Source organism: Mycobacterium arosiense ATCC BAA-1401 = DSM 45069 (assembly GCF_002086125.1).
Lineage (GTDB): Bacteria > Actinomycetota > Actinomycetes > Mycobacteriales > Mycobacteriaceae > Mycobacterium > Mycobacterium arosiense.
In genome coordinates, this window is the sequence record NZ_MVHG01000073.1 from 1 (window position 1) to 20,825 (window position 20,825).

Annotated in this window: 19 protein-coding genes, 1 pseudogene and 1 riboswitch; of the genes and pseudogenes, 7 read left to right on the forward strand and 13 right to left on the reverse strand. The window is 68.0% G+C overall.

Going from position 1 to position 20,825, the window contains the following annotated elements; translation table 11 throughout:
• Positions 1–104, forward strand: a 104-nt coding sequence (locus BST14_RS32690) for a hypothetical protein (RefSeq protein ID WP_438502196.1), incomplete at its 5' end; no start/stop codon positions are given.
• Between the two features lie 6 nt (positions 105–110).
• Here BST14_RS32690 and BST14_RS21410 read toward each other — a convergent pair.
• From BST14_RS21410 to BST14_RS21420, 3 genes are read right to left on the reverse strand one after another with little or no spacing between them, the layout of a single operon-like run.
• A complete protein-coding gene (locus BST14_RS21410) occupies positions 111–842 on the reverse strand; it encodes a class I SAM-dependent methyltransferase (protein ID WP_083066367.1) in 732 nt (243 codons plus the stop codon).
• Positions 839–1,981 (reverse strand): homoserine O-acetyltransferase MetX, encoded by a 1,143-nt coding sequence (gene metX, locus BST14_RS21415; RefSeq protein ID WP_083066368.1) that lies wholly within the window; start codon positions 1,979–1,981, stop codon positions 839–841. Before metX ends, BST14_RS21410 begins: the two co-directional genes overlap by 4 nt.
• 9 nt (positions 1,982–1,990) lie before the next feature.
• Complete coding sequence (locus tag BST14_RS21420) at positions 1,991–3,361, reverse strand: bifunctional o-acetylhomoserine/o-acetylserine sulfhydrylase (RefSeq protein ID WP_083066369.1); 1,371 nt, start codon at positions 3,359–3,361, stop codon at positions 1,991–1,993.
• 160 nt (positions 3,362–3,521) lie between these two features.
• Positions 3,522–3,644: riboswitch (SAM riboswitch) on the reverse strand.
• A 153-nt stretch (positions 3,645–3,797) separates the two neighbouring features.
• Here BST14_RS21420 and BST14_RS21425 point away from each other — a divergent pair.
• Positions 3,798–6,032 (forward strand): NADP-dependent isocitrate dehydrogenase, encoded by a 2,235-nt coding sequence (locus BST14_RS21425; protein WP_083066370.1) that lies wholly within the window; start codon positions 3,798–3,800, stop codon positions 6,030–6,032.
• Between the two features lie 27 nt (positions 6,033–6,059).
• Complete coding sequence (locus tag BST14_RS21430; protein ID WP_083066371.1) at positions 6,060–7,289, forward strand: NADP-dependent isocitrate dehydrogenase; 1,230 nt, start codon at positions 6,060–6,062, stop codon at positions 7,287–7,289.
• On the opposite strand, the gene ephH is transcribed toward BST14_RS21430, so the two are convergent.
• Entirely contained in the window at positions 7,282–8,088 is an 807-nt protein-coding gene (ephH, locus tag BST14_RS21435) for an epoxide hydrolase EphH (protein WP_083066390.1), read from the reverse strand. The two genes, BST14_RS21430 and ephH, sit on opposite strands and share 8 nt — an antisense overlap.
• A 151-nt stretch (positions 8,089–8,239) precedes the next feature.
• Here ephH and trpS point away from each other — a divergent pair, with 151 nt between their 5' ends.
• On the forward strand, positions 8,240–9,259 hold the full coding sequence (trpS, locus tag BST14_RS21440; protein WP_083066372.1) for a tryptophan--tRNA ligase: 1,020 nt from the start codon (positions 8,240–8,242) through the stop codon (positions 9,257–9,259).
• Between the two features lie 39 nt (positions 9,260–9,298).
• Positions 9,299–10,327: an inner membrane protein YhjD gene (gene yhjD, locus BST14_RS21445; RefSeq protein WP_083066373.1), complete on the forward strand. Its 1,029-nt coding sequence runs from the start codon at positions 9,299–9,301 to the stop codon at positions 10,325–10,327.
• Here yhjD and nagA read toward each other — a convergent pair.
• From nagA to dacB1, 3 genes are read right to left on the reverse strand one after another with little or no spacing between them, the layout of a single operon-like run.
• Positions 10,324–11,436 carry an N-acetylglucosamine-6-phosphate deacetylase gene (nagA, locus tag BST14_RS21450; RefSeq protein ID WP_083066374.1) on the reverse strand — a complete coding sequence of 371 codons (1,113 nt, stop codon included), beginning with the start codon at positions 11,434–11,436 and terminating at the stop codon, positions 10,324–10,326. The genes yhjD and nagA overlap by 4 nt on opposite strands.
• A complete protein-coding gene (locus BST14_RS21455) occupies positions 11,427–12,791 on the reverse strand; it encodes a sugar porter family MFS transporter (RefSeq protein WP_083066375.1) in 1,365 nt (454 codons plus the stop codon). Before BST14_RS21455 ends, nagA begins: the two co-directional genes overlap by 10 nt.
• Before the next feature lie 5 nt (positions 12,792–12,796).
• On the reverse strand, positions 12,797–14,032 hold the full coding sequence (dacB1, locus tag BST14_RS21460) for a D-alanyl-D-alanine carboxypeptidase DacB1 (RefSeq protein ID WP_083066376.1): 1,236 nt from the start codon (positions 14,030–14,032) through the stop codon (positions 12,797–12,799).
• A gap of 227 nt (positions 14,033–14,259) precedes the next feature.
• On the opposite strand from dacB1, the gene BST14_RS21465 reads away from it, so the two are divergent.
• Positions 14,260–14,511, forward strand: coding sequence for a hypothetical protein (locus tag BST14_RS21465; protein ID WP_083066391.1), 252 nt, complete (start codon positions 14,260–14,262; stop codon positions 14,509–14,511).
• On the opposite strand, the gene BST14_RS21470 is transcribed toward BST14_RS21465, so the two are convergent.
• Positions 14,486–15,829, reverse strand: coding sequence for an aspartate aminotransferase family protein (locus BST14_RS21470; RefSeq protein ID WP_083066377.1), 1,344 nt, complete (start codon positions 15,827–15,829; stop codon positions 14,486–14,488). The genes BST14_RS21465 and BST14_RS21470 overlap by 26 nt on opposite strands.
• Before the next feature lie 26 nt (positions 15,830–15,855).
• Here BST14_RS21470 and BST14_RS21475 point away from each other — a divergent pair, with 26 nt between their 5' ends.
• Positions 15,856–16,800, forward strand: a complete 945-nt coding sequence (locus BST14_RS21475; RefSeq protein WP_083066378.1) for a sigma-70 family RNA polymerase sigma factor — start codon at positions 15,856–15,858, stop codon at positions 16,798–16,800.
• Here the strand turns inward: BST14_RS21475 and BST14_RS21480 are convergent.
• The 5 genes and pseudogenes from BST14_RS21480 to sdhC all read right to left on the reverse strand — a co-directional run.
• A pseudogene (locus BST14_RS21480) lies at positions 16,754–17,410 on the reverse strand (carboxymuconolactone decarboxylase family protein); the annotation flags it as partial. The gene BST14_RS21475 and the pseudogene BST14_RS21480 overlap by 47 nt on opposite strands.
• A 21-nt stretch (positions 17,411–17,431) precedes the next feature.
• Complete coding sequence (locus BST14_RS21485) at positions 17,432–18,235, reverse strand: succinate dehydrogenase iron-sulfur subunit (RefSeq protein WP_083066380.1); 804 nt, start codon at positions 18,233–18,235, stop codon at positions 17,432–17,434.
• Positions 18,235–19,989, reverse strand: a complete 1,755-nt coding sequence (sdhA, locus tag BST14_RS21490) for a succinate dehydrogenase flavoprotein subunit (RefSeq protein ID WP_083066381.1) — start codon at positions 19,987–19,989, stop codon at positions 18,235–18,237. The genes BST14_RS21485 and sdhA overlap by 1 nt, the downstream gene beginning before the upstream one ends.
• 3 nt (positions 19,990–19,992) lie before the next feature.
• Positions 19,993–20,475, reverse strand: coding sequence for a succinate dehydrogenase hydrophobic membrane anchor subunit (locus tag BST14_RS21495; protein WP_083066382.1), 483 nt, complete (start codon positions 20,473–20,475; stop codon positions 19,993–19,995).
• Positions 20,472–20,810, reverse strand: a complete 339-nt coding sequence (sdhC, locus tag BST14_RS21500; protein ID WP_245845599.1) for a succinate dehydrogenase, cytochrome b556 subunit — start codon at positions 20,808–20,810, stop codon at positions 20,472–20,474. The genes BST14_RS21495 and sdhC overlap by 4 nt, the downstream gene beginning before the upstream one ends.
• Positions 20,811–20,825: the final 15 nt, after the last annotated feature.

Sequence of the window (20,825 nt, forward strand, 5' to 3'; positions counted from 1 at the left end):
CCCAATGGATCCCACCCCCACACCTCGACCGCGGCCAACCCCGCACCAACACCTTCCACCACCCCGAAAAACTGCTCCGCGATCAGGATGACGGCGAACCGTAGCGACGGCTACCCGGCCAGCGTCGCCCGGGTGCACACGGTGACATAGGGCAGCGCCAGCCCCGTCGAATTCGCCAGGGCCGGATGGGTGGCCAGCAATTCGCGCACCCGATCGAGCGTCCTGGTGCGGACCTCCGTCGGTGAGGTGATGCAGTAGCTGCGGGACGCGACGAGGTCGATCAAAGCTTGCGGCGTAAGGTAACTCGTCCACTCCACCTGATGATGCGCCAGGTCGGTGAACGGCTCGGGCAGCGCCACCCGGGTGCGGCCGTCGCCGTCGCTGCCGATGATCTGGCCCAGTTCGCGCACCCAGCCGAGGCGTTCGTCGCGGGTGTTCCACACCAGACCCAGCCGCCCCCCGGGTCGCAGCACCCGGGCCACCTCGGGCACCGCCCGCTCCGGGTCCACCCAATGCCAGGCCTGCGCCACCAGCACCACGTCAACGCTGTTGTCCTCCAACGGAATCTCTTCCGCGGTGCCCAGCAGGGCCCGGGTCTCCGGCAGCGAGGTGCGCAACACCTCGAGCATGTCCGGGATCGGGTCGACGGCCACCACGTCCAGGCCGCGCTCCACCAGCCGGGTGGTCAGCTTCCCGGTGCCGGCGCCCAGGTCGAGCACCTGGCGCGCCCCGACCGGCAACAGCCAGTCGATCGCTTCCGGGGGATAGGAGGGGCGTCCACGCTCGTACGCCGCGGCCGCCGAGCCGAACGAGAGGGAGCGGTCGTGCCGCGAGCGAGTCACGGTTGCGACGTGCCTTCCCCATCGCGCGCCAGCACCAGTGTCTTACGGATCATTTCACCGACGGCTTTGGATTCCACCAGGAATCCGTCGTGCCCGCACAGGGAGTCCACCACCTGCAGGTCGGTGCAGCCGGGCAGGTGCTCGGCCAGCTCCTGCTGCAGGCGCAGCGGATAGAGCCGGTCGGAGGTGATGCCGCCGACCACCACCGGAACCGGGCAGTTGCCCAACGCCGCACGCACCCCGCCGCGATTGCGGCCGACGTCGTGACTGTTGAGCGCCTCGGTCAACGCCACGTAGCTGCCCGCGTCGAAACGCTCCAGCAGCTTGTCGGCCTGATACTCCAGGTAGCTCTGCACCGCGTAGCGGCCGCCGGTGTCCGGATCCTCGCCGCTTTGCCCGTCGTTGCCGAACCGGGTGTCGAGCTCGACCTCACCGCGATAGGTCAGATGCGCGAAGCGGCGGGCGATCGTCAGCCCGGTATCCGGCGCCCGCCCGGTGTCGTGATAGTCGCCGCCCTGCCAATTCGGGTCGGCCTTGATCGCCGCGATCTGGGTGGACTGCGTGCCGATCTGATCGGCGGTGGCGCGCGCCCCCACCGCGAGCAGCAGCCCGGCCCGGACCCGGTCTGGGTGACCGACAATCCATTCCAAAGCCCTTGCGCCACCCATGGATCCGCCGACCACCGCGGCGACCCGCTCGATCCCCAGCGCGGTCAGCGCGGCGATGTCGGCCTCCACCTGGTCGCGAATCGTGATGCGGGGGAACCTTGACCCCCAAGGCTTTCCGTCCCGGGTCCGGGAGCTGGGCCCGGTGGAGCCGCGGCAACCGCCCAGCACATTGGTGGCCAGCGCGCACCAGCGGTCGGTGTCGATCGGCGCGCCCGGCCCGACCATCCCGTCCCACCAGCCGCCGGTGGGATGCCCGGGCCCGGCGGGCCCGGTGATGTGCGAGTCGCCGGTCAGCGCGTGCAGCACCACCACCACGTTGTCCCGCGTCGGCGACAGCTCGCCCCAGCGCTGGATGGCGATGTGCACGTCGTCGATGACCGCGCCGCTCTCGGTGGTCAGCGAGCCGATGTGGACGAAGCCGATTTCGCCTTCGTCGGGCAGCGTCTGGGTCGGGACGTCGGAGATCGTCACGCCGGGCTCCTAGAACGCCGCCACGGCCTGCGGATCGGTGCCCGACGCCTCCGCGGTCGCACCGAATTTGCGCGCAGCCGCGAAGCCGAGCTCCAGGTCGGCCAGGATGTCGTCGATGCCCTCGATGCCCACGGCCAGGCGCACCAGCCCCGGGCTGACGCCCGTGCTCAGCTGCTCCGCCGCGGACAGCTGGGCGTGCGTGGTGGACGCCGGGTGGATCACCAGGGAGCGGACATCGCCGATGTTGGCCACGTGGCTGTGCAGCTTCAGCGCGTTCACGAACGCCTTGCCGGCCTCCACGCCGCCGGCCAGCTCGAACGCCAGCACCGCGCCGGTGCCCTTGGGCGCCAACTTCTTTGCCCGCTCATGCCAGGGCGAGCTGGGCAGGCCCGCGTAGTTCACCGACACCACGCCCTCGTGGCCGGCCAGGTACTCGGCCACCCGCTGCGCGTTGGCGACGTGGCGCTCCATGCGCAGGCTCAGCGTCTCGATGCCCTGGGCGACCAGGAACGCGTTGAACGGCGACGCGGCCGAACCGAGGTCGCGCAGCAGCTGCACGCGCGCCTTGAGTGCGTACGCCGGCGGACCGAGCTCGGCGAACACCACGCCGTGGTAGCTGGGGTCGGGGGTGGTGAACCCCGGGAAGCGGCCCTGCGTCCAGTCGAAGGTGCCGCCGTCGACTATTACCCCGGCGATCGCCGAGCCGTGGCCGCCGAGGTACTTGGTGGCCGAGTGCACGACGATGTCGGCGCCGTGGGAGAACGGCTGAATGAGGTACGGCGTGGCGATGGTGTTGTCGACGATCAGCGGGACGCCGTTGGCGTGCGCGACGCCGCCGACCCCCGGGATGTCGAGGATGTCGATCTGCGGATTGGAGATCGTCTCGGCGAAGAAGGCCTTGGTGTTCGGCCGCACCGCGGCCTGCCACGAATCGAGGTCGTCGGGATCGTCCACGAAGGTGACCTCGATGCCGAGCTTTGCCAGCGAGTAGTGCAGCAGGTTGTACGTCCCGCCGTAGAGCCGCGGGCTCGAGACGATGTGATCTCCGGCACTCGCCAGGTTCAATATGGCGAAAGTCTCAGCGGCCTGCCCGGAGCTCAAAAACAGCGCCGCCACCCCGCCCTCGAGCGCGGCGACGCGCTGCCCGACCACATCGGTGGTCGGGTTGCCGATCCGGGTGTAGATGTTGCCCGGCACTTCCAACCCGAACAGGGCGGCGGCGTGCGTGGTGTCGTCGAAGGTGTACGACGTGGTCTGGTAGATCGGCAGGGCGCGGGCGTTGGTCGCCGGGTCCGGCTGCTGGCCGGCGTGCACCTGCTTGGTCTCGAAGGACCAGTGCGCGGTCGGATCGGTGTCGTGATCGGCGTTCTCGGAGGTCACGGGATTGCTTTCTGCTCGTAGGGGAACTGCATCGGGCAGCCGGGACGCGCGGATGGGGCGTCAACCGGCGCCGGGGTTAGCAGCGACGCACGGTCGGGCGTGATCGGGTGAGGAGAATGCACATCACGTTTCCCTGTCTACTCAGGGGCCCGTCATGGCGGACCCGCGCTTGCCGGATAGCCGGTGTGTGTGGCTACTCAACCTGGTCATCACCCGGGGCACCCCACCGCGGTTGGAGGGTTGCCGGCCAGCAAGCCGGGGCTTGATGCTGGCGCTCATGACCAATACGAAGATTATCTTACTGTGCCGACTCAGTGCTAACCCCAGCGGTGCGCGTGCAGGTCGACACCTGTCCAAACACCCTTGATAACGTGGCAGTCAGTACGCTGAGCCCCCCAAATTTTTCCAACCCACCATTGACGCCGGGAGAGGGATCGTGAGCGCCGAACAGCCGACCGTCATCTACACACTGACCGACGAAGCGCCGCTGCTGGCGACTTACGCGTTCCTGCCGATCGTGCGTGCCTTCGCCGAGCCGGCGGGCATCCAGATCCAGACCAGCGACATCTCGGTGGCCGCCCGCATCCTGGCCGAGTTCCCCGAGCACCTGACCGAAGAACAGCGGGTGCCGGACAACCTGGGCGAACTGGGCCGGCTGACCGAACTCCCCGACACCAACATCATCAAGCTGCCGAACATCAGCGCCTCGGTTCCCCAGCTGATCGCCGCCGTCAAGGAGCTGCAGGGCAAGGGATACAAGATCCCAGATTTTCCCCAGAGCCCAAAGACGGACGAGGACAAGCAGATTCGTGCGCGCTACGCCAAATGCCTTGGCAGCGCGGTCAATCCGGTGTTGCGGCAGGGCAACTCGGACCGGCGTGCGCCCAAGGCGGTCAAGGAGTACGCCCGCAAGCATCCGCACAGCATGGCGGACTGGTCGCCGGCCTCGCGCACTCACGTCGCGACCATGCGGCACGGCGACTTCTACCACGGCGAAAAGTCGATGACGCTGGACCGCGCGCGCAACGTGAAGATGGTGCTGGAGACCAAGAGCGGACAGACCCTCGAGCTCAAGGAGAAGGTCGAGCTGCGCGACGGCGACGTCATCGACTCCATGTTCATGAGCAAGAAGGCCCTCATCGAGTTCTACGAGGAGCAGATGCAGGACGCCTACGAGACGGGCGTCATGTTCTCGCTGCACGTCAAGGCGACGATGATGAAGGTGTCGCACCCGATCGTCTTCGGGCACGCGGTGAAGATCTTCTACAAGGACGCTTTCGCCAAGCACCAGGAGCTTTTCGACGAGCTCGGCGTGGACGTCAACAACGGACTGGTGGATCTGTACAACAAGATCGAGTCGCTGCCCGCGTCGCAGCATGAGGAGATCATCCGCGACCTGCACGCCTGCCACGAGCACCGCCCGGAGCTGGCCATGGTCGATTCGGCCAAGGGCATCACCAACTTCCACTCGCCCAGCGACGTGATCGTGGATGCGTCGATGCCGGCGATGATCCGCGCGGGCGGCAAGATGTGGGGTGCCGACGGCCGGCAGAAGGACACCAAGGCCGTCAACCCCGAGTCCACCTTTTCCCGTATCTACCAAGAGATCATCAACTTCTGCAAAACCCACGGGCAGTTCGACCCGACGACGATGGGCACCGTTCCCAACGTCGGGCTGATGGCGCAGCAGGCCGAGGAATACGGCTCGCACGACAAGACTTTCGAGATCCCCGAGGATGGCGTCGCCAACATCGTCGACCTGGACAGCGGGGAAGTGCTGCTGACCCAGAACGTGGAGGAGGGCGACATCTGGCGCATGCCCATCGTCACGGACGCGGCGATCCGCGACTGGGTCAAGCTGGCCGTCACCCGGGCGCGCAACTCCGGCATGACGGTGGTGTTCTGGCTGGACACCGAGCGGCCGCACGAGGTGGAGCTGCGCAAGAAGGTCAAGGCGTATCTGAAGGAGCACGACACCGAGGGCCTGGAGATCCAGATCATGCCGCAGGTGTGGGCCATGAGGTACACGATCGAGCGCGCGATGCGCGGTCAGGACACCATCGCCGCGACCGGAAACATTCTGCGCGACTACCTCACAGATTTGTTCCCGATCCTGGAGCTGGGCACCAGCGCCAAGATGCTGTCCATCGTGCCGCTGATGGCCGGCGGTGGCATGTATGAGACCGGGGCGGGCGGTTCGGCGCCCAAGCACGTCCACCAGCTGTTGGAGGAGAACCACCTGCGGTGGGATTCGCTGGGTGAATTCCTGGCCCTCGGAGCGTGTTTCGAAGACATCGGCATCAAGACCGGCAACGAGCGCGCCAAGGTGCTGGGCAAGACGCTGGATGCCGCGATCGGCAAGCTGCTGGAAAACAACAAGAGCCCGTCGCGTAAGACCGGTGAGCTCGACAACCGCGGCAGTCAGTTCTACCTGGCCCTGTATTGGGCGGCCGAACTCGCGAAATCCGACGACGAGGAGCTGCGCCGGCACTTCGCCGCGCTGGCCGACGCGCTCGCCGAGAACGAAGAGGCCATCGTGGCCGAACTGGCCGAGGCGCAGGGCCAGACGGTCGACATCGGCGGCTACTACCAGCCGGACACCGAGAAGACGACGGCGATCATGCGGCCCAGCAAGACATTCAACGAGGCGCTAGCGGCTTCGACCGGCTAGGGCCGCGACCAGGAAGCCGGATTGGACATGGCAGGCGAAGCCAAGATCAAGGTCAAGGGCCGCGTCGTCGAGCTCGACGGTGACGAAATGACCCGCGTCATCTGGAAGCTCTTCAAGGACCTGCTGATCCTGCCGCACCTCGACATCGACCTGGACTACTACGACCTGGGCATCGAGCACCGCGACCGCACCGACGACCAGGTGACGATCGACGCGGCCAACGCCATCAAGAAGCACGGCGTGGGCGTCAAATGCGCGACCATCACCCCCGACGAAGCCCGGGTCCAAGAGTTCAATCTGAAGAAAATGTGGCCCTCGCCGAACGGGACGATTCGGAACATTCTGGGCGGCACCATCTTTCGAGAGCCCATCGTGATCTCCAACGTGCCGCGGCTGGTGTCGGGCTGGACCAAGCCGATCGTCATCGGCCGCCACGCCTTCGGGGACCAGTACCGGTCCACCAACTTCGCCGTCGACAAACCCGGAACCGTCACCATCACTTTCACCCCCGCCGACGGCGGCGAGCCGATGGTGCACGAGGTGGTGTCCATCCCCGAGGACGGCGGCGTCGTGATGGGGATGTACAACTTCAAGGGCTCCATCACCGATTTCGCCCGCGCCTCGTTGCAGTACGGGCTCAACGCCCACTGGCCGGTGTACCTGTCCACCAAGAACACCATCCTCAAGGCCTACGACGGCATGTTCAAAGACGAGTTCCAGCGCGTCTACGACGAGGAGTTCAAGCAACAATTCGAGGCCGCGGGACTGACCTACGAGCACCGGTTGATCGACGACATGGTCGCGGCCTGCCTGAAGTGGGAGGGCGGGTACGTGTGGGCCTGCAAGAACTACGACGGTGACGTCCAGTCGGACCTCGTCGCGCAGGGCTACGGCTCACTGGGGCTGATGACGTCGGTGCTGATGACCGCCGACGGCAAGACGGTCGAGGCCGAGGCCGCGCACGGCACCGTCACCCGGCATTTCCGTCAGTACCAGGCCGGCGAGCCGACCTCGACCAACCCGATCGCCTCGATCTTCGCCTGGACGCGCGGACTGGCGCATCGCGGCAAGCTCGACGACACCCCCGGGGTCGTCGAGTTCGCGCAGACCCTTGAGAACGTGGTGGTCGCCACCGTCGAGAGCGGGAAGATGACCAAGGACTTGGCCATCCTGATCGGCCCCGACCAGAAGTGGCAGCACAGCGAGGAGTTCCTCAACTCGATCGCCGAGAACCTGGAAAAACGGCTGGCTAACTAGCCGGTGGCTGGCGCCGGTCCGCCTGGCCGGTCCGGGCGGCGCAGTCGTTGACGAAGTCGGCGATGACCGCGGTGACCCGGTCGGGCGCCTCGAACATCGGCACGTGCCCGACGCCGTCGAGCTCGGTGATCTTCGTGCCCTGGGGCAGGAAGTTGGTGAAGTGCCGGTTGAACCTGCTCGCGGGCACCACCCGGTCCTTCTCGCACAGCACCAGCTGAACGGGCACCGCGGTGTCGGCCAACTGCAGCAGGCCAGGATCCAATAACGACTTGACGAGCAGCTGAAAATAGGCGGGGCAATGCGCGGCGTCGTCGACGACGACCGATAGCTGCTCGGAGCTGATGCCGTCCGGCCTGGCCGTGAGCGGCAGGGTCGCCAACCGCCGGCTGAGCGGCAGCCGGAGCGCCCGCTCACCGAACAGCCGGGCCAGCGCCAGGAAAGGCATGCCCGCGATGAACTTGCCGATGACCTCGAATTTCACCGGGCTCCACCGCGTCCATCCGCCCGCGGCGCCGATGCCGGTCACGCTGCGCGCGCGCCCGCGCCGCTCCAGCTCGAAGGCCACCCAACCGCCCAGCGAGTTGCCCACCAGGTGGGCGGTTTCCCAGCCGAGCCGGTCGAGCTGGCGCTCGACGTGGTCGGCCAGCACCGACGAGCTCAGCAGCCAGGTACCCGCGTACGGGCCGCCGTTGTGCCCGGCCATGGTCGGCGCGAACACCTCGAAGCGGCCGGTCTCGGCCAGCCGCGGCGCAACCGGCTCCCACACGGTCTGCGACATCAGGAACCCGTGCAGCATCAGGACCGGCTCCCCGGAACCATCGGTGGGGCCGAGGTGGATCGGCGCTCGAGTCGTCATGCCCTCGACTTTACCCAGTACCGCCGGTACCGAAACCGTGGGTCGAACGATGCCGGGCCGCGCGCGAACGCTGGCGTGAAAAGATCGGTGCATCATGAGCACCGCTACCGGATCCAGCCGGATTTTCTCCGGCGTGCAGCCCACCTCCGATTCGCTTCACCTGGGTAACGCGCTCGGCGCCATCACGCAGTGGGTCGCGCTGCAGGACGAGCACGACGCGTTCTTCTGCGTCGTCGACCTGCACGCCATCACCATCGCCCAGGATCCCGAGGCGCTGCGCCGCCGCACGTTGATCACCGCCGCCCAGTACCTGGCGCTGGGCATCGACCCGGCCCGCAGCACCGTGTTCGTGCAGAGCCACGTGCCCGCCCACACCCAGTTGGCCTGGGTGCTGGGTTGCTTCACCGGCTTCGGCCAGGCGTCGCGGATGACGCAGTTCAAGGACAAGTCGCAGCGCCAGGGCGCCGACTCCGCGACCGTCGGGTTGTTCACCTACCCGGTGTTGCAGGCCGCCGACGTGCTGGCTTACGACACCGATCTGGTGCCGGTGGGCGAGGACCAGCGTCAGCACCTCGAATTGGCCCGCGACATCGCCGAGCGGGTCAACAGCCGCTTCCCGGACACGTTCGTGGTGCCGGACATGCTCATTCCCAAGGCCACCGCCAAGATCTACGACCTGGCCGATCCGACGTCGAAGATGAGCAAGTCGGCGGCCACCGATGCCGGGTTGATCAACCTGCTCGACGATCCGGCGGTGTCGGCCAAGAAGATTCGCTCCGCGGTCACCGACAGCGAGCGCGAGATCCGCTTCGACATCGAGGCCAAGCCGGGCGTGTCCAACCTGTTGAGCATCCAGTCCGCGGTCACCGGCGTCGGGATCGACACACTCGTGGACGGCTATGCCGGAAAGGGTTACGGCGATTTGAAGAAGGACACCGCCGAGGCGGTGGTCGAATTCGTCACCCCGATCAAGGCCCGGGTCGACGAATTGTCCGCCGATTTGGCCGAATTGGAGGCCGTCTTGGCCGCCGGTGCGGAAAAGGCCAACGATGTGGCCGGGAAAACGGTCCGGCGGGTTTACGATCGGCTTGGGTTTCTTCCACAAGGGAACTAGACCCCAACGGAACCAGATCCGCTTCTCATTGGAGTCGTGATGAGCGATCCGGCCAAGCCGGGCATTATCGATCGACTGCGGACCCGCTACGGGTGGATCGATCACGTCATCCGCGCCTATCGGCGTTTCGACGACCGCAACGGCGGATTCTTCGCGGCCGGCCTCACCTACTACACGATTTTCGCGTTGTTTCCTTTGCTCATGGTCGGTTTCGCGGTCTTCGGGTTCGTGCTGGCCCGGCGGCCGCAGCTGTTGAGCACCATCGACGACCACATCCGTTCCCAGGTGAACGGCGCGCTGGGTAATCAGCTGCGGGAGTTGATGAATTCGGCGATCGATGCCCGAACCTCGGTCGGTGTCATCGGTTTGGCCACCGCGGTGTGGGCGGGCCTGGGCTGGATTTCGCACCTGCGGCAGGCGTTGACTCAGATGTGGTGGGACACCCACATCGAGTCGCCGGGCTTCGTGCGCAACAAGCTCTCCGACCTGCTGGCGATGGTGGGAACTTTCGCGGTGATCGTGGTCACCGTCGCGCTGACCACGGTCGGGCACACCGCGCCCATGGCCGCGCTGCTGAAATGGCTTGGCATACCGCGGTTCGTGGTGTTCGATTGGCTCTTCTGGCTGATCTCGATCCTGATCGCGACGCTGGTGTCGTGGCTGCTGTTCACCTGGATGATCGCCCGGCTGCCCCGCGAGAAGGTCAGCCTGGTCGACTCGATGCGCGCGGGGCTGATCGCGGCGGTCGGCTTCGAGGTGTTCAAACAGGTGGCGTCCATCTATCTGAGGACGGTGTTGCGCAGTCCCGCGGGCGCCGCGTTCGGACCGGTGTTGGGGTTGATGGTGTTCGCCTACATCACCGCCTACCTCGTCCTGTTCTGCACCGCCTGGGCGGCGACGGCGTCCACCGAACCACGCGATCGGCCCGTCGCCCTGCCGGCCCCGGCGATCATCGCGCCGCGCGTGCAGATGGATGAGGGCCTGGGCACCCGCCAGACCCTGACGGCGATGGCGCTGGGAGCCGCTGGCGCGCTGACGCTTTCCCGCATCGCCCGCCGGCTGCGCTAGCGCCAGATGCCCCGCAGCATGACGGCACACACCCGCAGATCACGGTCCAGCACAACGAGATTGGCGTCGTAACCCGCTCTGAGCTCACCCACCCGCCGCAGGCCGAGTGCTCGCGCAGGCGTCGCGGCCGTCGTCTGCACGGCCGGCGCCAGACCCGCGTGGGCGTGCACCGTGCGGAAGAGCCGATCCATGGTGGCGGTGCTGCCGGCGATGGTCGACGTCCCGTGCACCCGTGCGACGCCGGAGACGACGTCGATGGGCACGGCGCCGAGCCGAAAGGCGCCGTCGGGGCGGCCGGCCGCGGCGATCGCGTCGGTGACCATGGCGACCCGGTCGGTTCCGGCGGCCGCGATCACCGCCCGCACCACGTCGGGGTGCAGGTGCACGCCGTCGGCGATCAGCTCGACGGTCACCCCCGGGTCGCGCAGCAGGGCCAGCGCCGGACCGGGCTCGCGATGGTGCAGCGGCGGCATCGCGTTGAACAGATGCGTGCCGACCGTGGCGCCCAGCGCGATGGCGTGCCGGGCCTGCTCATAGGTGGCATCGGTATGCCCCACCGCCACAACGACTCCCGCGTCGGTGAAACGCCGGATCGCCGCGTCCGCCCCGGGCAGCTCGGGCGCCAGCGTCACCATCCGGATCGCGCCGCCGCCCGCGGCCAGCACCGCGTCGACCTCGTGCGCGTCCGGATCGCGCATCTGGGTGCGGTCGTGGGCGCCGCAGTGTGCCCGGCTCAGCCACGGCCCTTCGAGGTGGATGCCCGCGATGGTGCCCCGCCCCGCGGCATCGGCCAGCGCCCGCACCCCGTCCAGCAGTTCGGGTGGTGACGCGGTCACCAGGCTGGCCAGCGTGGTGGTGGTGCCGTGCCGCAGGTGAAACGCGGCGGCGCCGGCGATGCCGTCGGCGTCGGTGTAGGAGGCGCCACCGCCACCGTGCACGTGCATGTCGATAAAGCCGGGCACCACAGTGCAATCGGGGAAATCTCGGTCGGCCGGCTCCGGTGGCGGCCCGGGCGCGCAGGCCGCGATCCGTTCGCCCGAGGTTTGCAGCCAGCCCGGGCGGCAGACCTGACCGTCGAGCACCACGGTGCCCGCGGCGATCACGGGCACGGGTTCTCCCAGCGGCCGCCGCTTTCCCAGAAGTGGCGGATGTCTTCGAGCTGGCGGCCCTTGGTCTCCGGCGCATAGCGGTAGACGAAGACGAACGCGACCGCCGCGAGCGAGGCGAACAACGCGAAAGTCCCTGCGCCGCCCAGCGAATGGAGCAGGCTCAGGAAGACGGCGGCGATGATGGCGTTAGCCACCAGGTTGGAGGTCAACATGGTGCTCGACCCGATCGAGCGTAGTCGCGAGGGGAAGCTTTCGCTGGCGTACACCCAGCCCAGGGAACCGAAGCCCATGGTGTAGCCGGCGATGAACAACAGGATGCCGGCGAAGCCGGCGATCGCGCCGCCGAAGCCCTGGCCGAACACGGCCATCAGCACGACATCGGCGGTGATCATCATGGCGGTGCCCCACAACAGGATTGGCCGCCGGCCCACCCGGTCGACCAGCAGCAGCGCCGCGCCGACGGCCGCCAGCCCAGCGACCTGCAGCAGGGCCGGCAGCCCGAGCAGCGCGAAATTGCCGGTGAAACCCATGGCCTGGAAGATCCGGGGGCTGTAGTAGATGATCGCGTTGATGCCGGTGATCTGGATCAGGAAGCCGAGCACGACCACGAAAGCGGTGGCCCGCAGGTACGGCGGCCGCAGCATCTCGGCGAACCCGCCCCCGGCGCCGGGGGCGGCCTCACTGAGCGCACGGCCGATCTCGGCCAGCTCGTCGTCGGCGGGCGCCGTCGGTTCGACCCGCAGCAGCGCCCGCCGGGCGTCGTCCATCCGGCCCTTGAGCACGTACCACCGGGCCGTGTCGGGCAGCCGAATCACCAACGGCAGCAATAGGACTGCGGGCACGCAGGCCAGCCCGAGCATCCACCGCCAGCTGTGGGTGCCGGCCAGCACGTAACCGGTCAGATAGCCGACGATCAGACCGCTGACGATCGCCAGCTGATAGGCCGTCAGCAGCGAGCCGCGCACCGCCGTCGGGGCCGATTCGGCCACGTACACCGGGACCACCACCACCGTCACGCCGATGGTCAGGCCCAGCAGCAGCCGCGCCGTCAACAGCATGGGCAGCGAGATCGAGAACGCGGCCAGCAGCGCGAAAAGGGTGTAGGCGCTCAGGATCAGCACCATCGATCGTTTGCGCCCGATGACGTTGGCCAGCACGCCGGCGCCCAGCGCCCCGGCGATTTGCCCGATGACCACCATCGTCGTCAGCAGTTCCTGCTGGCGCGTGGACAATCCGAAGTCTTCGGTGACGAACAATTGCGCGCCGGCGATGATGGACAGGTCGTAACCGTAGATGACGCCGACGCTGGCGGCGGTCAACCCGACCAGCAGTCCGCTCCGTGCTCCGCGTGCCACGACGCTCAGCGGTGAAGGGGGCGGCGGTTCATCGAGCGGGCCGTCATGATCAGCGCGAACACCACGATGGTGCCGATCACCGCCACACCCACCCGGATCGGCATGGCGTCCGCGGAGCCGATGATCCCGCCGGCCGCGGCGTTGTTGGCGAGGGGGTCCGCGGCGGCGTCGTGCTTGGCCGGCGCCAGCGACGGGTCCGGCGCGATCAGCGAGCCGACCTGGGTGCCCTGCGGGGTGGCGAAGCCGTAGTCCAGCAGGTGCGCGGCCTGTTCCCACGGCGCGATCGGCTGGCGCGTGCCGTGCAGCAGCACCGCCACCAGCCGTCGGCCGTCGTGATTGGCCGCGCCCACGAACGTCTGGCCCGCGTCGTCGGTGTAACCCGTCTTGCCGCCCAGCGCGCCGGGATACTTGTAGAGCAGCTGGTTGTCGTTCTCCAGCTCGTAGCCCGGGTGGTCGCCGTGGCCGGGGAACTCGAACGTCCGCGTCGCGACGATGTCGGCGAACGTCGGGTTGCCCCAGGCGTAGCGGTAGAACAGCCCGATGTCGTAGGCCGAGGTGCTCATGCCCGGCGCGTCCAGCCCCGACGGCGTCGCCACCCGGGTGTCCTGGCCGCCCAACTTGGCGGCCAGCACGTTGATCTTTTCCAGCGCCTGCGCCATGCCGCCCAGCTGCATGGCCAGCGCGTGCGCGGCGTCGTTGCCGGAGTGCATCAGCAGCCCGTGCAGCAGCTGGTTGACGGTGAACACACCGCCCTCCTGGACGCCCACCTTGGTGCCCTCGGCGGCGGCGTCGTCGGCGGTTCCGGGAACCGCCTTGTTCAGGTTCAACGCGTTGATGGAGGCCATCGCGACCAGCACCTTGATGATGCTGGCCGGGCGATGGCGCCCGTGTGGGTCCTTGGCCGCGATCACCGCGCCGCTGTCCAGGTCCGCCACCAGCCAGGCCTCGGCCGAGACGTCGCCCGGCAGGGGCGGCGTGTTCGGCGCGGCGACGATGCCGCAGCTGCCCAGCGCGTCACCGCCGACCGGCTTGGCGGGCACCGCCAGCGGGATCGGCGGGTCACCGGCGGTAGGAACCTCGGAGGAATCCACCGCGGGCGGGGTGTTCACTTTGTACGGGCAGGTGGCCGGCGCGGCATTGGGTTCGGCGCCGGGTTCGGCGTTGGCCAGCGGCATCGCCACCGGGGCGGCCGTCAGGAAAAGCGCCGCTGCCAGGCATGACGCGGTACGTAACAGGGTCATCGTTTGAGCACAGTAAGCGATCGGCGGCCCGAATCCGGGGAGCCGCGCTGTGACTGGTGAGGCGGAAGTTACTCAGCCCTGCCGGCCGGCCCGGGTTACGCTGGGCATGCGGACAGCCCGGAACACATCGACCGCCCGGATTTCCCGAGGGAAGCGCCATTTCAAACGATCGGTTTTGGTCTCGAACGTGGTCTCAGTTGCGGCGCTCGGGCGACGGCCCGCGATCGTTGGAGCAACTGCTCAAGCGGGTGGAGAAGGGAAGCCAGGTGCGCGGCCCCGACCATGACCGGGTGCTGGCGGAGCTGAAGCTGCATCGCGATGCCACGCCCGAGGGCGACCTGCGGTCCGCGCTCGCCTGGCTGTGCAACGCGCAATCGCGGATCGCGAGCAGCCCCACGGCGGCGCACTCCCGCGAGGTGCTGCTGGCCTCGTACGAGGTCAAGCGGATCCTGGCTACAGCCGACGGCACTCGTCGCTGAGCACGTCGCGCAGCGCCGCCTCGATGAGGTTGAATTCGGCCTGGCCACTGATCAGCGGCGGCGCCAGCTGGATGACCGAATCGCCGCGGTCGTCGGTGCGGCAATACAACCCCGCCTCGAACAGCGCCGAGGACACCCGGGCGAGCAGCGGGCGGCGTTCGTCGTCGCTGAACGTCTGCCCGGTGGCCTGGTCCTTGACCAGTTCCACGCCGTAGAAGAACCCCTCGCCGCGCACGTCGCCGACGATGGGCAGGTCGTAGAGCTTCTCCAGGGTGGCGCGGAACGCCGGCGCGTGGGTTCTGACGTGATCGTTGAGCCCCTCGCGCTCGAAGATGTCCAGGTTGGCCAGCCCGACGGCCGCCGAAACCGGATGGCCGCCAAAGGTATAGCCGTGCGGGAACATGGTGGCGCCGTCGTTGAACGGCTCGAACAGCCTCTCGCTGGCGATCATGGCGCCGATCGGTGAGTAGCCCGACGTCATCCCCTTGGCGCAGGTGATCATGTCGGGCACGTAGCCGAAGTCGCCGATGTCCGACGAGCAGGCGAACATCGAGCCGATCCGCCCGAACGCGCAGATCACCTCGTCGGAGACCAGCAGCACGTCGTATTCGTCGCAGATCTGGCGCACCCGCTCGAAATAGCCTGGGGGAGGCGGGATGCTGCCGCCCGCGTTCTGCACCGGCTCCAGGAACACCGCGGCGACGGTGTCGGGGCCCTCGAACTCGATGGCCTCGGCGATCCGGTCGGCGGCCCACTGCCCGAAGGCCTTCGCGTCGGTGCGCAGCGTTTCCGGCGCCCGGTAGATGTTGGTGTTGGGCACCCGGAAGCCGCCGGGCGTCACCGGCTCGAACGGGGCCTTGTATTTGGGCAGCCCGGTGATCGCCAGCGCGCCCTGGGTGGTGCCGTGGTAGGCGACCGAGCGCGAAATCACCTTGTGCTTGCCGGGTTTGCCGGTGAGCTTGAAGTACTGCTTGGCCAATTTCCACGCGGTCTCGACGGCCTCGGTGCCGCCGGTGGTGAAGAACACCCGGTTCAAGTCGCCCGGGGTGTGGCGCGCGAGACGTTCGGCGAGCTCGATCGCCGGGGGAGTGGCGTAACCCCACAACGGGAAGAACGCCAGCGTGCCCGCCTGACGGGCGGCGACCTCGGCGAGCTCGGCGCGGCCGTGCCCGACCTGCACGGTGAACAGCCCGGACAGGCCGTCCAGGTAGCTCTTGCCGCGGTCGTCGTAGATGGTGACGCCCTCGCCGCGGGTGATGATCGGCGGCGTGATGTCCGGGCCGTGCCGGGCGAAGTGTAGCCAGAGATTCCCAGTCATGTTGTGGCTGAGCGTAGCCTCGCGATATGACCGCAGCGCAGCAGGTCAGCGAGTTCGAGTCGCTACGGCCCCATCTCATGGCGGTGGCCTACCGGCTCACCGGCACGGTGGCCGACGCCGAGGACATCGTCCAGGACGCCTGGCTGCGCTGGCACCGGCAAGATTCGGAACGGGCAACCGGGATCACCGACCTGCGGGCCTGGCTGACCACGGTGGTGAGCAGGCTGGGCCTGGACAGGCTGCGCTCGGCCGCCCACCGCCGCGAGACCTACACCGGTAACTGGCTGCCCGAGCCGGTGGTCACCGGGCTCGGCTCCCCCGCTGCGGACGCCGATCCGCTGTCCGCGGTGGTGGCCGGCGAGGACGCGCGGTTCGCCGCGATGGTCGTGCTGGAGCGGCTGTCACCCGATCAGCGGGTCGCCTTCGTGCTGCACGACGGGTTCGCCGTGCCGTTCGCGGAGGTGGCGCAGGTGCTGGGCACCAACGAGGCCGCCGCGCGGCAGCTGGCGTCGCGGGCCCGGAAAGCCGTCTCGGCCGAGCCCGCGCCCGAGCCCGATCCGGCGCACAACGAGGTGGTCGGCAAATTGCTGGCCGCCATGGCCGCCGGCGATCTGGAAGCCGTCGTGGCGCTGCTGCACCCCGACGTGATCCTGACGGGTGACGCGAATGGCAAGGCGCCCACCGCAATCAACGTCATCCACGGGGCCGACAAGGTGGCCCGGTTCTTCTTCGGCCTGGCCCAGCGTTACGGCCCGGCGATGTTCACCTCGTATCGGCTGGGGCTGGTCAACGGCGAGCTGGGCGGTTACACGCCCGGCTGCCCCGCCGGTGACGGCTACCGCGAGCTGATGCCGCGGATCATGGCCGCGACGGTGCGCGACGGAAAGGTCTGCGCCCTATGGGATGTCGCCAACCCCGACAAATTCACCGGGTCCCCGCTGCGGGCTGGTTCTGCTCGGGGGCCTCGGTAAGCCACGGAACCCGGCACGCGTCACCGGAGCTGAAGCCCTGCTCGGTGATCCCCAGCGCGGTGTTCATCCGCGCCCGCATGTTCTCCACCCCGATCTGGTAGGTCAGCTCGATGACCCCGGCGTCGCCGAAGCGGGCCCGCAGATCGGCGACCTGCTCGTCGGTGACGGTGTGCGGATCGGTGGTCATCGCGTCGGCGTAGGCGATGGCCGCTCGCTCGTCGTCGCTGAATGCCGGCGCGGTGGCATAGTTGTCGATCTCCTTCAGGCGCTCGATGTCCAGGCCGTCGAGGCGCTGCAGCATGGACCCGAAGTCGACGCACCACGAGCAGCCGACCGTGCGCGCGGTCCAGAGCACCGCCAGCTCACGCACGCTGACCGGCAAGGACTTCGACGCCCGGTCCAGCATGGTCTCGTGCAGGGCGCCGGCGATCAGCAGCCCACGGTGATGCGCGGTGACGGTGAATGGCTCGGGGACCTGGCCGTAGCGCCGCTTGGCGATCCGGTACATGGCCCGGGTCAGCAGTCCGGCGCGCTTGGGTGCCACGGGCTCGATGCGGGTTTTCTGTGTCTGTGTCATACGTGTCAGACGAGGCGGACCCGAGAAGTGTGACGGACGGCGAAGCCGGGCCGATCAGCGCGAGAACATGATCGCGCGCTTGACCTCCTGGATCGCCCTGGTGACCTCGATGCCGCGCGGGCAGGCCTCGGTGCAGTTGAACGTGGTGCGGCAGCGCCACACACCGTCGACCTCGTTGAGGATGTCCAGGCGCTCGGCGGCCGCCTCGTCGCGGCTGTCGAAGATGAACCGGTGCGCGTTGACGATCGCCGCCGGCCCGTAGTAGCTGCCCTCGTGCCAGAAGATCGGGCAGCTGGTGGTGCACGCCGCGCACAGGATGCACTTGGTGGTGTCGTCGTAGCGGGCGCGGTCGGTCGGGCTCTGGATGCGTTCGCGGGTGGGGGGGTTGCCGGTGGTGATCAGGTACGGCTTGACCGCGCGATAGGCGTCGAAGAACGGCTCCATGTCGACCACCAGGTCCTTCTCCACCGGCAGCCCGCGGATCGGCTCGACCGTGATGGTCAGCGATTTCCCCGCCTTCTTGGGCAGCAGGTCGCGCATCAGCACCTTGCAGGCCAGCCGGTTGACGCCGTTGATCCGCATGGCGTCCGAGCCGCACACCCCGTGCGCGCAGGAACGCCGGAAGGTCAGCGTCCCGTCGAGGTAGCTCTTGATGTAGATCAGCAGGTTGAGCATCCGGTCGCTGGGCAGGCACGGCACCCGAAAGCTCTGCCAGCCACCGGTTTTCGCGTAGGCGTCGGGCTGGTCGGGGTTGAACCGGGCGATCTTGACGGTCACCATCACCGCCCCGTCCGGAATCGCCGGCAGCGGTGGTTCCTGGCCGGTCTCGACCTCGGAGGTTTCCTGTTCGACCGTCATCAGTACTTCCGTTCTTTGGGTTCGTAGCGCGTCTGCACCACCGGCTTGAAGTCCAGCGCGATGTCGCTGAGCAGATCGCTGCCCTGCTTGTAGGCCATGGTGTGGCGCATGAAGTTGACGTCGTCGCGGTTGGGGTAGTCCTCGCGGGCGTGGCCGCCGCGAGATTCCTTGCGATTCAGCGCCCCGACCACGGTGACCTCGGCCAGCTCCAGCAAGAAGCCCAGCTCGATCGCCTCCAGCAAATCGCTGTTGAACCGTCTTCCCTTGTCGTGCACGCTGATTCGGGCGTAGCGCTCCTTGAGGGCGTGGATGTCGGTGAGCGCCTGCTTGAGCGTCTCCTCGGTGCGGAACACCGCGGCGTTGTTGTCCATCGACTGCTGCAACGCGTTGCGGATGTCGGCGACGCGCTCATTGCCGTGCTCGCTCAAGATGTCGCCGACCCAGCCCACCACCATCGCCGCGGGCTCCGGCGGCATGTCCACGAAGTCGTGGCTCCGCGCGTACGACGCCGCGGCGATGCCGGCCCGGCGGCCGAACACGTTGATGTCCAGCAGCGAATTGGTGCCCAGCCGGTTGGCCCCGTGCACCGACACGCACGCGCACTCGCCGGCCGCGTACAGGCCCGGCACCGTAGAAGTGTTGTCCCGCAACACCTGTCCGGTCACGGTGGTGGGAATGCCGCCCATCACGTAGTGACACGTCGGGTAGACGGGGACCAACTCGTGCACGGGGTCCACACCGAGATAGGTGCGGGCGAACTCGGTGATGTCGGGCAGCTTGGCCTCCAGCGCGTCCTCCCCGAGGTGGCGGACGTCGATGTAGACGTAGTCCTTGTGCGGGCCCGCGCCGCGACCCTCCAAAACCTCCAAAACCATGGACCGGGCCACGATGTCGCGCGGCGCCAGGTCCACGATCGTCGGGGCGTAGCGTTCCATGAAGCGCTCGCCCTCACCGTTGAGCAGCCGGCCCCCCTCGCCGCGCACCGCCTCGGAGATCAGGATGCCCAGGCCGGCCAGCCCGGTCGGATGGAATTGGTGAAACTCCATGTCCTCCAACGGAAGTCCCTTGCGGAGGACGATGCCGATGCCGTCGCCGGTCAGCGTGTGCGCGTTGGACGTCGTCTTGTACATCCGGCCCGAACCGCCGGTGGCGATGACGACGGCCTTGGCGTGGAACACGTGGATGTCACCGGTGGCCAGCTCATAGGCCACCACGCCGCTGGCCACCGGGCCGCTCGGGGTCTGGGTGAGCACCAGGTCCAGCGCATAGAACTCGTTGAAGAACTGGACGTCGTGCCGCACGCAGTTCTGATACAGCGTCTGCAGGATCATGTGGCCGGTGCGGTCGGCGGCGTAGCAGGCCCGGCGCACCGGGGCCTTGCCGTGGTCGCGGGTGTGCCCGCCGAAGCGGCGCTGGTCGATGCGGCCCTCGGGGGTGCGGTTGAACGGCATCCCCATCTTTTCCAGGTCGAGCACCGCGTCGATGGCTTCCTTGCACATGATCTCCACCGCGTCCTGGTCGGCGAGGTAGTCCCCACCCTTGACGGTGTCGAAGGTGTGCCATTCCCAGTTGTCCTCTTCGACGTTGGCCAGCGCCGCGCACATGCCGCCCTGCGCGGCGCCGGTGTGGCTGCGAGTGGGGTAGAGCTTGGTCAGCACCGCGGTGCGCACCCGCGGGCCCGCCTCCACCGCGGCCCGCATGCCGGCACCACCAGCGCCGACGATCACCACGTCGTACCGGTGTTGCTGGATCATCGATCAGCCTCCGATATTCGGGTCGAATGTCAGCAGCACGTAGGTGCCCAGCACCAACGTGAACCCCATCGACAACAACAGCAGGCTGTTGAGCCAGAAGCGGGTGCTGTCCTTGCGGCTGTAGTCGTCGATGATGGTGCGCAGGCCGTTGCCGCCGTGCAGCTGTGCCAGCCACAGCAGCGCCAGGTCCCAGAACTGCCAGAACGGCGACGCCCAGCGCTGCGCCACGTAGTTGAAGTCGATGCGGTACACGCCGTCGTCCCACATCAGCATGATGAACAGGTGGCCGATCGCCAGCACGAACAGCGCGATCCCGGAGAACCGCATGAACAGCCACGCGAACTTCTCGAAGTTGGGGATGCCGGCGCGCCGCCGCGGGGAGCGGGGGTTGTCCAGGCTGGCGGGACGGTCGTACAGGCGCTGTTTGACCGGAGCGGCCTGGCCCCGGCGGGATTGAAGGTCCAGCTGCAATTCGGGGCTACTCATCGGACGTGCCCCAGCATGTGGATGACCGTGACAACGCCGGCCGGAACCATCAGCAGCAGGAACACGACGCCGACGATCCAGAACATCAGCTTCTGGTGGCGCGGGCCCTCGGACCAGAAGTCGATCAGTATCACCCGGATCCCGTTCAGGCCGTGGAACAGGACCGCGGCGATCAGGCCGTACTCCATCAGGCCGACGATGGGCATCTGGTAGTCGTGGATCACCGCGTTATAGGTCTGCGGGCTGACCCGCAGCATCGCGGCGTCCAGGACGTGGACGAACAGGAAAAAGAAGATCGTCGCGCCGCTGATCCGGTGCAGCACCCACGACCACATGCCGGGGTCGCCCCG